Annotated in this window: 10 protein-coding genes; 1 reads left to right on the top strand and 9 read right to left on the bottom strand. The window is 69.2% G+C overall.

Annotation, left to right across the window (positions count from 1 at the left end):
- Window positions 1-40 precede the first annotated feature (40 nt).
- The 6 genes from FKV24_RS08145 to FKV24_RS08120 form a co-directional block, all read right to left on the bottom strand.
- Window positions 41-547, bottom strand: coding sequence for a DUF4440 domain-containing protein (locus tag FKV24_RS08145; RefSeq protein ID WP_170288251.1), 507 nt, complete (start codon window positions 545-547; stop codon window positions 41-43).
- 36 nt (window positions 548-583) lie between these two features.
- Window positions 584-1801, bottom strand: coding sequence for an ABC transporter permease (locus FKV24_RS08140; RefSeq protein ID WP_141482021.1), 1218 nt, complete (start codon window positions 1799-1801; stop codon window positions 584-586).
- 8 nt (window positions 1802-1809) lie between these two features.
- Window positions 1810-3141, bottom strand: a complete 1332-nt coding sequence (locus FKV24_RS08135; protein WP_111268182.1) for an ABC transporter permease — start codon at window positions 3139-3141, stop codon at window positions 1810-1812.
- 10 nt (window positions 3142-3151) lie between these two features.
- The gene (locus FKV24_RS08130; RefSeq protein ID WP_111267564.1) at window positions 3152-3883 is read right to left on the bottom strand and encodes an ABC transporter ATP-binding protein; all 732 of its coding nucleotides are present in this window, start codon (window positions 3881-3883) and stop codon (window positions 3152-3154) included.
- Window positions 3884-3944: 61 nt separating this feature from the next.
- Entirely contained in the window at window positions 3945-4199 is a 255-nt protein-coding gene (locus tag FKV24_RS08125; RefSeq protein ID WP_111267563.1) for a hypothetical protein, read from the bottom strand.
- 44 nt (window positions 4200-4243) lie between these two features.
- Complete coding sequence (locus tag FKV24_RS08120; RefSeq protein WP_141482020.1) at window positions 4244-5527, bottom strand: efflux RND transporter periplasmic adaptor subunit; 1284 nt, start codon at window positions 5525-5527, stop codon at window positions 4244-4246.
- Between the two features lie 234 nt (window positions 5528-5761).
- On the opposite strand from FKV24_RS08120, the gene glmS reads away from it, so the two are divergent.
- Entirely contained in the window at window positions 5762-7594 is a 1833-nt protein-coding gene (gene glmS / locus FKV24_RS08115; protein ID WP_141482019.1) for a glutamine--fructose-6-phosphate transaminase (isomerizing), read from the top strand.
- A 392-nt stretch (window positions 7595-7986) separates the two neighbouring features.
- Here the strand turns inward: glmS and prpF are convergent, their stop codons facing one another.
- Genes prpF through acnD form a run of 3 tightly spaced genes read right to left on the bottom strand, consistent with a single transcriptional unit; the run spans window position 7987 to window position 12336 of the window.
- The gene (gene prpF / locus FKV24_RS08110; RefSeq protein WP_141482018.1) at window positions 7987-9183 is read right to left on the bottom strand and encodes a 2-methylaconitate cis-trans isomerase PrpF; all 1197 of its coding nucleotides are present in this window, start codon (window positions 9181-9183) and stop codon (window positions 7987-7989) included.
- Between the two features lie 8 nt (window positions 9184-9191).
- Window positions 9192-9653, bottom strand: a complete 462-nt coding sequence (locus FKV24_RS08105; protein WP_111267559.1) for an SRPBCC family protein — start codon at window positions 9651-9653, stop codon at window positions 9192-9194.
- A 43-nt stretch (window positions 9654-9696) separates the two neighbouring features.
- Window positions 9697-12336: a Fe/S-dependent 2-methylisocitrate dehydratase AcnD gene (gene acnD, locus FKV24_RS08100; RefSeq protein WP_111267558.1), complete on the bottom strand. Its 2640-nt coding sequence runs from the start codon at window positions 12334-12336 to the stop codon at window positions 9697-9699.
- Between the last annotated feature and the right edge of the window lie 317 nt (window positions 12337-12653).

Below are 12653 nucleotides of genomic sequence, written 5' to 3'. Positions count from 1 at the left end.
CGACGCGGGCGGGCTGGCCAGGTGGCGCGGGACGTGCGACTCAGTTGCCGGAGGCGTGGCCGGGAGCCTGGTGATCGTAGCTCAGAACTTCCTTGAGCAGCCAGCGGCCGTCCTTGCGGACATAGACGTGGGTGAAGCGCGCCGAGCTGGTCGGGGTATCGGGCCGGCCCGGTTCGCGCATGTGGAAATGATGGACGCCGCTGTGGATCGCCGCGTAGAGGACGCCGTCGTCGTAGAGCGGGAACGCGGCCAGGCTGTCGGGGTCGACCTTGCGGATCGGCTTGCGCGCGGGATCGGCGCAGATGTACCGGCGGGTGTTGTCGAGGAAGGCGTCGTAGTCCTGGAAGCCGCCCTGGTCGTGATAGAAGCGCAGCTGCGGATGCACGGCGTCGGCCAGGTAGTCGAGGTCGCAGCGGTTGAAGCCGCGTTCGAAGAACTCGGCGTCGTGGGCCTTCAGGCTCCGGTACAGGTCCTCGCCGCCCGCGTCCTGCGCCTGGGCGGCGCAGGCGCAGGACGCGAGCAGGATCATTGCGGGAATGCGGTGCATGCGCTGTGCTCCTGATCGCATGGCGGAAGCCGTCGGTTACACGCTGCGGGTGGCGACGGCCGGCGGCACCGAGGCCGCGCGCCGGGCCGGGCCGTAGACCGCGATCTGCCCGAGCAGCCACAGCGTGGCCGCGCCCACCGGCAGGTAGATCGCCGGCAGCCGGGCCAGCTCGTAGTGCGACATCAGCCACTGGTTGATGCCGTACGCGCCGAGCATGCCGATCGCGATGCCGAAGCTCGCCAGGAGGAAGTTCTCGGTCTGGAAGTAGCGCAGCACCTGGCCACGGGTCGCGCCGAGCGCGCGTCGCACGCCGATCTGCTTGGTCCGCTGCTGGACCCAGAAGCTGGCCAGGCCGACGATGCCGAACGCGGTCACCACCAGCAGGGCGACGCAGACCGAGATCAGCAGCCAGACCATCGCCTTGTCCGACCGGTAGTAGCTGGCCTTGATCTCCTCGAAGGTCCTCTCGGTGATCAGCACGCGGCGCGGGTTGAGCTTCTCCATCTCCTCGATCGCCGCCTTCATGACCTCGCCGCGGCGCTCGGGACTGGTGCGGATCACCGTATTGCCGGTGGGGTGGCGGATCGGCAGGACCATCGACAGGTAGGCGCCGGCCGGGCCGCCCTGGTTGTTGGGACGGATCAGCGGGTCGACGATGCCGACCACCCGGTGCGGCTCATCGCCCCAGGAGTAGAGCGGCTTGCCGATCGGATCCTGGCCGGGGAACAGCTTCTCGGCCAGCGCTCGGGAGATGAGCACCGCAGGGATGGTCCGCTCTTCGCCTGGATCACGCAGGTCCGTGTAATCGACGTACTCGTCGGCATTGAAGTTGCGGCCCTGCACCAGGCTCAGACCGAAGGTGTCGATGAAGCCCTCGTCGGCGAGGTAGACGGTGGCATTGGCCGAAGAGTCCTTCTGGTCCGGGGTGAGATTGATGCCGGAGTTCCAGGAGCTGTTGTTGAAGGGCACCTGGTTGACCCGGGTGGCCGCCTTGACGCCGGGCAGCTGCCGCAGCGCGGCCAGGTCCTGGCGGGCGTTGAGCTGGGCGTCGTCGTCCTGGCCGATGCCGGCGTGGCGCAGCACGACCAGCTCGTTCTCGGCCAGGCCGCTGGGGCGGTCCATGCGGGTGATGCGCTCATTGATCAGGAACACGGCGTTGCAGATGATCGCGCACGACAGCGCGATTTCCAGCACGATCAGCGCGGCCGCGGTCTTGTGGCGACGCAACGTGGTCAGGATGGGCTTGATGTCCATGAGGGGCCTCACTGGCTCTTGAGCTGGATGGCGGGGGTGACCTGGCAGGCGCGCCAGGCCGGCAGCAGGCCGGCGACCAGGCTCGCGGCGATGGCCAGTACGAAGGTGGTCGCCAGCATCGTCGGGTCGAGGTGGGCGAGAGGGGCGTAGTCGGTCGGTTGCTGGCGGACCGCCCACAAGCCGAGCAGGGCCAGGCCCAGGCCGAGCACGCCGCCGACCAGGCCGACCACGCCGGCCTCGACCAGGCACTGGGCGAAGATCGCGGCGCGCGAGGCGCCCAGCGCCCGGCGCACGCCGATCTCGCTGGAGCGGCGCAGGAACTTGGCCAGCAGCAGGCCGACGGTGTTCAACAGGCACACGGAGAGGAAGCCGAACGCCAGCCACACCTGCAGGCGCACGTCGGCCGGCACGATGCCGTTGTGGTCCAGCCATTCCATCACGTTGCGCAGGCGCACATTGGTCGGGCGCTCGAAGCGGCCGCCCTCGCGCTGCAGGTCGGAATAGTTCGACAGGTACTGGCGGTAGTCGTCGGCCTTGGCCGGGTCCATCTCGACCCAGTACTGCAACCAGGCGCAGTTGGCGTTGACGCCAAGCTGGCCATCGGGGTCCTGTTCGCGTTCCTGGTCCTCGAGGGCGGCCGGCGCCTGCCAGCAATTCATGTTGCCGTTGGTACCGAACTTGAGGTCGATCGCGGTCCAGAACGGCACGTAGAGCTGTTCGTCGGCGTTGAACCGGCCCTGGGTGACGTCGTAGAAGCGCGGCTGCATGTTCCACGGCGCCAGCACGCCGACCACGGTGAAGTCGCTGCCGTCCAGGCGGACGCTCTTGCCGACGCTGTTGCCGCCGCCGAACAGCTTCTGGTTGAGGTCGTGGTCAAGCACCGCGACCCGCGCGCGCGCGTCGTCGTCGGCCTTGCTCCAGCCATTGCCGTACTCGAACGGCACCTCGAACATCGCGAAGAAGTCGGCGGTGCTCATGCGGCCGTCCTGCTGCATCGGCGCCAGGTCCGGAGAGGGGGGCTCGATCACCACGCTGATGCCGCTCATCATCGCCTGGCGCTCGCCGCGCGCGTCGCGCAGCAGCTGTTCGGAGTCGAAGCGGGTCATCTGGTCCTGCGGTTCCTCGCCGGGCTGGAAGCCGCCGATCGACTCGGCGTCCATCTGCACGTAGAACAGCCGGTCGCTCTTGCTCGGGATCGGATCGCCGGACAGCACGTGGAACACGGTCAGGGTGGTCATGCTGGCGCCAATGCCCAGCGCGATCGCCAGCACCATCAGGGCGGTCAGCGCCCGGTTGCGCTTGAAGCTGCGCAGGGCGAGGTCGAAGTAGTAGCCGAACATGGTCGTCACCTCAGGACTGGGCCGGGCTGGTCTCGTGGCGGCTGGCCTCGGCGACCCGGACCAGGCTCGGCTCGACCGAGACATCGGTGGCCATGCCGTCGACGATGTGGACGTTGCGTTGCGCGCGGGCGGCCAGCTCGGGGTCGTGGGTGACCATCACGATGGTGGTGCCGTTGGCGTTGATCTCCTCCAGCAGCTCCATCACCCCGCGCGCCATCTGCGAGTCGAGGTTGCCGGTCGGTTCGTCGGCCAGCAGCAGGCGCGGGCTGCCGGCCAGTGCGCGCGCGATCGCCGCGCGCTGCTGCTGACCGCCCGACAGCTCGGCCGGGTAGTGCTTCATGCGCGAGCCCAGGCCGACCTGGGACAGCGCCTTCTCGATCCGCTCGCGGCGCTCGGCGGCCGGCATCCCGCGGTAGCGCAGCGGCACGTCGGCGTTGTCGAACAGGTTCAGGTCCGGAATCAGGTTGAAGCTCTGGAAGATGAAGCCGATCTTCTGGTTGCGCAGCCGGCTGCGGGCGTCGTCGGACATGCCGCTGACGTCCTCGCCATCGAGCAGATAGGTGCCGCCGGTAAAGGTCTCCAGCAAGCCCGCGATGTTGAGGAAGGTGGTCTTGCCCGAGCCCGACGGCCCGGTCACCGCGACGAACTCGCCGTTCTTGACGTGCAGGTCCAGCGAGCGCAGGGCGTGGGTTTCGACGAGTTCGGTGCGGTAGACCTTGGTGACGGCTTGCATGTGCAGCATGACGGGCTCCGGAAGGCGGATGGGAAGGACAGGGCTTGCGTTTGGAACTGGCGGGGCGCGCTCAACGCACCCGGAACAGGGACGGCATCGGGTTGCCCGGCAGGTAGCTGGCCCGGTGCTGGCGGCGCGGCGGGCAGGGCTGGTTGGCGGACGGCTGCCGCCGGGTTTCGCCGAGGACGTCGACATCGAACAAGCGGTGCAGGCGCAGCGGCACCGCGGCGGTGAGCTGGTCCGCATTCCAGTGCAGCTGGAAGGGGAACGCGGCGCCAGCGGGCGCGGCGTGGACATCGAAGTTGCGGTCGCGCTGGGTGTTCATGGCGTTGCTCTCCTGGGACATGGGGGCGTGGGGGAGGAAAAGAGTCAGGGGGCGCCGGAGATCCGGACGCTGTCGGCATCGTCGAACTGGTCGGCACCGGAGACCACGACACGGTCGCCCGGCTGCAGGCCTTCGAGGATCTCGACCGCGCCGAGGCTGCTGACGCCGGTGCGGATCGGGCGGCGGACGGCGGTGCTGCCATCCATCACGTAGGCGCTGCGGCCGCCGCCCTGGTCGACGAAGGAGCCGCGTTCGACCTGCAGCACGTTCTCGCGGGTGTCCAGGGTGATGAGCGCGGACAGGCGCTGGTTCTGGCGCAGGCCCGGCGGCTGCTTGTCGCTGAAGCGCAGGCGGGCGACCACTTCGCCGCCGACCACCTCCGGCGACACCGCCGAGACCTCGCCGGGGAACGGCTGGCCGCTGCCGCTGGCCAGTTGCGCCGGCATGCCGATCGCCAGGTCGCGGGCGAAACTCTCCGGCACCCGGATCTCGACCTCGAAGCGGGTCAGGTCGACCACGCTCAGGATCGGCGCATCGTCGGCGACGTTGGCGCGCTGCGCGATCTGGACCTGCCCGACCTGGCCGTCGAACGGCGCGCGCAGGGTCAAGGCGTCGACCTGGCGCTGGATCTCGGTGACCACCGCGCGCTGGCGATCGGCCAGCAGCCGCTTGTTGCGGGTGTCCAGACCGGCGCCCTGGCCCTGCAACTGGAGTTCGCGGCGGGCCTGGGCCAGGCCGAGTTCGGCCTTCTTGAGCTGATCCTGGGCGCGTGCGACATCGACCTGGGCGACCGCACCGCCATCGAAGGCGCGCTGGTTGCGCTCCAGGTCGCGTACCGCCGCGGTGCGGTCGATCTCGGCCTGCTCCAGCGCCTTGCGTGCCTGCGAGCGGGCGATCTGGGCGTCGAGGCCGGCGCGGCTGGCCTCCGCTTCCAGGCTGGCGAGGGTGGCCTGCTCCTGGGCCAGGCGGCTGCGCAGCTCGGGGCTGTCGATCTCGGCCAGGGCCTGGCCCTGCTTGACCGCGTCGCCGGCGACCACGTTCAGGGTGACGGTGCCGCTGGCGACCGCGTACAGGGTCGGGCTGTTGGCGGCGATCACCCGGCCGTCGGCGCGGATGTCGCGGACCAGGTCGCCGCGGGTGACTTCGGCGATGCGCAGCCGGGAGGCGTCGACCGAGCGGCTGCCGGCGCTCCAGCCCAGGGCCAGCCAGCCGGCGAGTGCGAGCCCGGCGACGCCGGCGCCGATCGCGATCAGTCGGGTGCGGTTGCGGCCGATGACCGAGGGCTGGGAGACGCTTCGGTCCTGGGCGGAGGTATCGCGGATGCTCATCTGGTCTTGGGTCCCGTATTGCCTGGCTCTGTCCGCCTGATCGCGGCGCTCGTCGGTGGATGCCTGTAGACAAGCAGAAAGCGTGCCAACATTTAAGTGGCTGATTTTTCGGTGTTTTACGTTTGTCCTTGAGTGTCCGGACAGTGGGTGCGGTGTCCGCCGGACAGTGTCCGGTCAAGCAGGACCGGCTAAACTGCTTCGCCGCCGAGACGTGTGCCTGGGGAGTGATGCTGCATGTGTGGAATCGTGGGTGCGATTGCCGATCGAGACGTGGTGCCGGTCCTGGTCGAGGGACTGAAGCGGCTCGAGTACCGGGGCTATGACTCGGCCGGCATCGCCGTGTTCGATGGCGATCGGATGCGCCGGGTCCGCCGCACCGGCCGCGTGGCCGAGATGGAGGCCGCCGCCGCTGGCGAGGGCCTGAGCGCCGGCCTGGGCATCGGCCACACCCGGTGGGCTACCCATGGCGGCGTCACCGAGGTCAACGCGCACCCGCACGTCAGCTTCAACGAGTTGGCGGTGGTCCACAACGGCATCATCGAGAACCATGACGCCCAGCGCGAACGCCTGAGCGCCGCCGGCTACACGTTCGAGTCGCAGACCGATACCGAGGTCATCGCCCACCTGGTGCACTACCACCAGCAACAGGGCGCCGATTTGTTGCAGGCGGTGCAGCGTGCGGTCAGCGAGCTGGAGGGCGCCTATGCGATCGCGGTGGTCAGCAAGCGCGAGCCGTCGCGGTTGATCGCCGCGCGGATGGGCTGCCCGCTGCTGGTCGGGCTCGGCCAGGGCGAGAACTTCGTCGCCAGCGACGTCTCCGCGATCGTGCAGGCGACCCGCCAGGTGATTTTCCTGGAAGAGGGCGATACCGCCGAGGTGACCCGTGAGCGGGTGCGGGTGTTCGACGGCGAAGGCCGCGAGATCGAGCGCGATGTGCACGTCTCCGATGTCTCTCTGGCGTCGCTGGAGCTGGGGCCGTACCGCCACTTCATGCAGAAGGAAATCCACGAGCAGCCGCGCGCGATCGCCGACACCATCGAAGCGGTGATCGACCAGGGCGGGTTCATCCCGGCGCTGTTCGGCGCCGACGCGGCCGAGGTGCTGGCCGGCGTCGAGGGCGTGCAGATCCTGGCCTGCGGCACCAGCTACTACGCCGGTCTGACCGCGCGCTACTGGATCGAGGCGATCGCCGGGCTGCCGTGCTCGGTCGAGATCGCCAGCGAGTACCGCTATCGCGCCGCGGTCGCCAATCCGAACCAGCTGGTGGTGACGATTTCGCAGTCCGGCGAGACCCTGGACACGATGGAGGCGCTCAAGTACGCCAAGTCGCTGGGGCACGAGCGCACGCTGTCGATCTGCAACGTGCCCGAGAGCGCGATCCCGCGCGCCAGCCGCCTCGTCTACTACACCCGCGCCGGCGCCGAGATCGGCGTCGCCTCGACCAAGGCCTTCACCACCCAGCTGGTGGGGTTGTTCACCCTGACCGCGACCCTGGCCAAGCTGCGTGGACGGCTGTCGGACGAGCAGGAAGCGCAGTACCTGGATGCCTTGCGGCAGTTGCCGGGCAGCGTGCAGCATGCGCTGAACCTGGAGCCGCAGGTGGTCGGCTGGTCGGAGCGCTTCGCGCCGAAGCAGCACGCCTTGTTCCTGGGGCGCGGCGTGCACTACCCGATCGCGCTGGAGGGGGCGCTCAAGCTCAAGGAGATCTCCTACATCCACGCCGAGGCCTACCCGGCCGGCGAGCTCAAGCACGGGCCGCTGGCGCTGGTCGATGCGGAGATGCCGGTGGTGGTGATCGCGCCCAACGACAGCCTGCTGGAGAAGGTGAAGTCGAACATCCAGGAAGTGCGCGCGCGCGGTGGCGAGATGTTCGTGTTCGCCGATCTCGACAGCCAGTTCGGCGCTTCCGAGCAGGTGCACGTGATCCGCACCCCGCGCCATGTCGGCGTGCTGTCGCCGGTGATCCATGCGATCCCGGTGCAGTTGCTGGCCTATCACGCCGCGCTGGCGCGCGGCACCGACGTCGACAAGCCGCGCAACCTGGCCAAGTCGGTCACGGTGGAATGATCGCGAATCGCCCCTGACTCAGGGGGAACGATATCCAGCTGCGCCCGGATATCTCCCAAGGTTTGCTACGCAAACCTCGGGCCCCGCCGTTGCGCTTCCACACCCCCATTCGCGCTGCGCACGAATCGCCCCCTGACTCAGGGGGGAGCGATATCGGGCTGCGCCCGGATATCTCCCAAGGTTTGCTGTGCAAACCTTGGGCCCCGCCGGTGCGCTTCCACACCCCCATTCGTGCCTGAGGCACGAATCGCCCCCTGACTCAGGGGGCTGGGTTCATGGGACAGGCGAATGCCCTTCTGCTCTTTGTAGGAGCGGCGTGAGCCGCGATGGGGACGTTCATGAGGCCGTTCGGTCGCGGCTTACTCCGCTCCTACAGGATTGCCGTGGTGGGCTCAGTCGGCGGGAACCCGCACCCGGCCTTCCATCAGCATCCGCGCGCTGCGGCTCATCACCGCCTTGGTCGCGACCCACTGGCCGTCGACCTGTTTCACCTCGGCGCCGACGCGCATCGTGCCCGAGGGATGGCCGAAGCGGACCGCGTCGCGGTTGTCACCGCCTGCGGCCGCGTGCACGACGGTACCCGGCACCGCGGCGGCGGTGGCGATCGCCACCGAGGCGGTGCCCATCATCGCGTGGTGCAGCTTGCCCATCGAGATCGCGCGTGCGAGCAGGTCGATGTCGGCCGCGCGCACCGGCTTGCCGCTGGAGGAGACATAGTCCTTCGCTGGCGCGACGAAGGCGATCTTCGGAGTCAGCGGGCGCCTGGCGGCCTCGGCGACGTCGGCAATCAGGCCCATCCGCACCGCGGCTTCGGCGCGGATCGCCTCGAGCCGGGCCAGGGCCGCGGCATCTTCGTTGATCGCCGGCTGCAGTTCGGTGCCGTCGTAGCCGAGCGCGGCGGCTTCCAGGAAGACCATCGGCACGCCGGCGTTGATCAGGGTCGCGCGGAACCTGCCCACGCCGGCGACGTCGAGTTCGTCGACGACGTGGCCGGTCGGGAACATGGTGCCGCCGTCCTCGCCCTCGTCGGCGGGATCGAGGAACTCCAGCGCGATCTCGGCGGCCGGGAAGGTGACCCCGTCCAGCTCGAAGTCGCCGGTCTCCTGTACCTCGCCGTCGCTCACCGGGACATGGGCGACGATGGTCTTGCCGATATTGGCCTGCCAGATCCGCACCGTGCAGATGCCGTCGCGCGGCACCCGCTCAGGGTCGATCAGGCCGTTGGCGATCGCGAACGGTCCCACCGCCGAACTCAGGTTGCCGCAGTTGCCGCTCCAGTCGATGAAGTCGCCGTCGATCGGCACCTGGCCGTACAGATAGTCGACGTCGTGCCCGGGCACCGCGGACCTGCCGATGATCACCACCTTGCTGGTGCTGGAGGTCGCCCCGCCCATCCCGTCGGTGTGCTTGCCGTAGGGATCGGGCGAGCCGATCACGCGCAGCAGCAGCGCGTCGCGCGCGCGGCCGGGCACGCGCGCGGCCTCGGGCAGGTCGTCGAGGCGGAAGAACACGCCCTTGGAGGTGCCGCCACGCATGTAGGTGGCGGGGATCTTCAGTTGGGGCGCGTGGCGCCGCGGCGGCTGGGTCATGGGTCGGATCAGACGTTGTCGGGAATCTCGGGCTCGACCAGGTGGGCGAGCAGGGCCAGCGACTCCTGCCAGCCGGCGTAGCAGAACTCGGTCGGTATCGCGGCCGGAATGCCGGTCTGGGTGACCTGCAGTTCGGTACCGCAGGCGACCGCCTTCAGCGTCACCGTGGTCTCCATCTGGCCGGGCAGGTTGGGATCGTCGAAGCGGTCGTCGTAGCGGATGCGCTCGTTCGGGACCAGTTCCAGGTAGGTGCCGCCGAAGGCATGGGAATGGCCGGTCCCGAAGTTGCTGAACGACATCCGGTAGCTGCCGCCGACGCGTGCGTCCAGCTCGTGGACCTTGCCGGTGAAGCCATGCGGCGGCAGCCACTTGGCCATCGCGTCGGCGTCGAGGAAGGCGCGGTAGACGCGTTCCGGCGGCGCGCGCAGGACGCGGTGGAGGCGGACGGTGCCGGTGGTGTCGCTGGACATGTTCGGATTCCTTGAAGAGGGATGTGCCAATACGACGAACGGCTCAGGCCGCTTTCGACGACTCCAGGAAATCCTGGGCGAAACGCTGCAGCACGCCGCCGGCCTCGTAGATCGAGACCTCTTCGTCCGAGTCCAGGCGGCAGGTGACCGGTACTTCTACCGTGTCGCCGTCCTTGCGATGGACGATCAGGCTCAGCGTCGCGCCCGGCGCGCGTTCTCCGACCACGTCGAAGGTCTCGCTGCCGTCGATGCCCAGGGTCTTGCGGTCGGTGCCGGGCTGGAATTCCAGCGGCAGCACGCCCATGCCGATCAGGTTGGTGCGGTGGATGCGCTCGAAGCCCTCGGCGACGATCGCCTCGACCCCGGCCAGGCGCACGCCCTTGGCGGCCCAGTCGCGCGAGGAACCCTGGCCGTAGTCGGCGCCGGCGACGATGATCAGCGGTTGCTTGCGTTCCATGTAGGTCTCGATCGCCTCCCACATGCGCATGACCTCGCCGTCCGGCTCCAGCCGGGTCAGCGAGCCCGGCCGCACCTCGCCGTCGACCACCGCCATCTCGTTGACCAGTTTGGGGTTGGCGAAGGTCGCGCGCTGCGCGGTCAGGTGGTCGCCGCGATGGGTCGCGTAGGAATTGAAGTCCTCCTCCGGCAGGCCCATCTTCGCCAGGTATTCGCCGGCGGCGCTGCTGGCCAGGATCGCGTTGGACGGCGACAGGTGGTCGGTGGTGATGTTGTCGCCGAGCACCGCCAGCGGCCGCATGCCCTTGAGCGTGCGCTCGCCGGCCAGCGCGCCTTCCCAGTACGGCGGGCGGCGGATGTAGGTGCTCATCGGTCGCCAGTCGTACAGCGGGCTGACCTCGCCGCCGCGCTGCAGGCGAGCAGCGAACATCGGGTCGTAGACGCGACGGAAGAACTCCGGTTTGACGTGCTCGGCGATGACCGCGTCGATTTCCTCGTCGCTGGGCCACAGGTCCTTCAGGGTGACCGGCTTGCCGTCGTGGTCGAGGCCGAGCACGTCCTTCTCGATGTCGAAACGCACCGTGCCGGCGATCGCGTAGGCGACCACCAGCGGCGGCGAGGCGAGGAAGGCCTGCTTCGCGTACGGATGGATGCGGCCGTCGAAATTGCGGTTGCCCGACAGCACCGCGACCGCATACAGGTCGCGGTCGACGACCTCCTGCTGGATCTGCGGATCGAGCGCGCCGCTCATGCCGTTGCAGGTGGTGCAGGCGAATGCGACCACGCCGAAACCCAACTGTTCCAGCTCCGGCAGCAGGCCGGCGTCCTCCAGGTACAGCTGCACCGCCTTCGAGCCCGGCGCCAGCGACGTCTTGACCCAGGGTTTGCGCATCAGCCCGCGGGCGTTGGCGTTGCGCGCCAGCAGGCCGGCGGCGATCACGTTGCGCGGGTTGGAGGTGTTGGTGCAGCTGGTGATCGCGGCGATGATCACCGCGCCGTCGGGCATCCTGCCCGCCGCTTCCTCACGCAGCGCGGCGTCGAGGTGGCCGGCGATGCCGCGCTCGCCCAGCGCCGAGGTCGGTAGGCGCCGGTGCGGGTTGGACGGGCCGGCCATGTTGCGGGTCACCGTCGACAGATCGAAGTGCAGGACGCGCTCGTACTGCGCATCGGCCAGGGCGTCGGCCCACAGCCCGGCCTGTCTGGCGTAGGTTTCCACCAGCGCGATCTGGGCATCGTCGCGACCGGTGAGGCGCAGGTAGTCGAGGGTGTTGTCGTCGATGAAGAACATCGCCGCGGTCGCGCCGTACTCCGGCGCCATGTTGGAGATCGTCGCGCGGTCGCCGAGGGTCAGCGCCGCGGCGCCCTCGCCGCGGAATTCCAGATAGGCGCCGACCACCTTCTGCTGGCGCAGGAACTCGGTCAGCGCCAGTACCACGTCGGTCGCGGTGATGCCCGGCTGCGGGCGGCCGGCCAGTTCGACGCCGACGATGTCGGGCAAACGCATCCAAGAGGCGCGGCCGAGCATCACGTTCTCGGCCTCCAGGCCGCCGACGCCGATCGCGATCACCCCCAGCGCATCCACGTGCGGGGTGTGGCTGTCGGTGCCGACGCAGGTGTCGGGGTAGGCGAGGCCGCGGCCGTCGCCGCTGCGGTCGGCGTGCACCACCGGCGACATCTTCTCCAGATTGATCTGGTGCATGATGCCGTTGCCCGGCGGGATCACGTCGACGTTGCGGAAGGCCAGCTTGGTCCAGTCGATGAAGTGGAAGCGGTCCTCGTTGCGGCGATCCTCGATCGCACGGTTCTTCTCGAACGCGTCCTTGTCGAAGCCCGGCGCCTCGACCGCCAGCGAGTGGTCGACGATCAGCTGCACCGGCACCACCGGGTTCACCGCGGCCGGGTCGCCGCCCTTGTCGGCGATCGCGTCGCGCAGGCCGGCCAGGTCGACCAGGGCGGTCTGGCCGAGGATGTCGTGGCAGACCACGCGCGCCGGGAACCACGGGTAGTCGAGGTCGCGGCGGCGCTCGATGTGCTGGCGCAGGTAGTCGTCCAGCCGCGCCGGGTCGGCGCGCCGGACCAGGTTCTCGGCGAACACGCGCGAGGTGTAGGGCAGGGTCGCCCAGGCGCCGGCTTGCAGCGCCTCGACCGCCTCGCGGGCGTCGAAATAGTCCAGTTCGGTCCCCGGCAGGGGCTTGCGGTGCTTGCTGTTGACGGCGTTGGCTGACATGCGTGGCTGGCCGGCGAGGCGTTTCGGGGAGACCTCTCAGGATACCAGTGCGGGCAGCTCCCGGCCCGGACGGCGCGAACGCACGCGCGCCAGCTCCCCAGTCGCTGGCCACCCTCGGGAGCCTTGCAGAAAAGCATCGCGGCTCACGCCGCTCCTACGAAGAGCATTTGTCTGTCACATGACCCCAGCCCCCTGAGTCAGGGGGCGATTCGCATCGCAGATGCGAATGGGGGTGTGGCAGCGCAACGGCGGGGCCCGAGGTTTGCGCAGCAAACCTTGGGAGATATCCGGGCGCAGCCGGATATCGTTCCCCCCTG

It is taken from the genome of Marilutibacter maris (assembly GCF_006546735.2).
In the GTDB taxonomy this organism is placed as follows: domain Bacteria; phylum Pseudomonadota; class Gammaproteobacteria; order Xanthomonadales; family Xanthomonadaceae; genus Marilutibacter; species Marilutibacter maris.
This window is presented reverse-complemented; position numbering and strand designations above follow the sequence as displayed.

Coding starts and splice junctions, on each gene's coding strand:
- FKV24_RS08140 (WP_141482021.1), bottom strand. CDS start 1,801: ATGGACATCAAGCCCATCCTGACCACGTTGCGTCGCCACAAGACCGCG.
- FKV24_RS08120 (WP_141482020.1), bottom strand. CDS start 5,527: ATGAGCATCCGCGATACCTCCGCCCAGGACCGAAGCGTCTCCCAGCCC.
- glmS (WP_141482019.1), top strand. CDS start 5,762: ATGTGTGGAATCGTGGGTGCGATTGCCGATCGAGACGTGGTGCCGGTC.
- prpF (WP_141482018.1), bottom strand. CDS start 9,183: ATGACCCAGCCGCCGCGGCGCCACGCGCCCCAACTGAAGATCCCCGCC.
- acnD (WP_111267558.1), bottom strand. CDS start 12,336: ATGTCAGCCAACGCCGTCAACAGCAAGCACCGCAAGCCCCTGCCGGGG.
- FKV24_RS08105 (WP_111267559.1), bottom strand. CDS start 9,653: ATGTCCAGCGACACCACCGGCACCGTCCGCCTCCACCGCGTCCTGCGC.
- FKV24_RS08145 (WP_170288251.1), bottom strand. CDS start 547: ATGCACCGCATTCCCGCAATGATCCTGCTCGCGTCCTGCGCCTGCGCC.
- FKV24_RS08130 (WP_111267564.1), bottom strand. CDS start 3,883: ATGCTGCACATGCAAGCCGTCACCAAGGTCTACCGCACCGAACTCGTC.
- FKV24_RS08135 (WP_111268182.1), bottom strand. CDS start 3,141: ATGTTCGGCTACTACTTCGACCTCGCCCTGCGCAGCTTCAAGCGCAAC.
- FKV24_RS08125 (WP_111267563.1), bottom strand. CDS start 4,199: ATGAACACCCAGCGCGACCGCAACTTCGATGTCCACGCCGCGCCCGCT.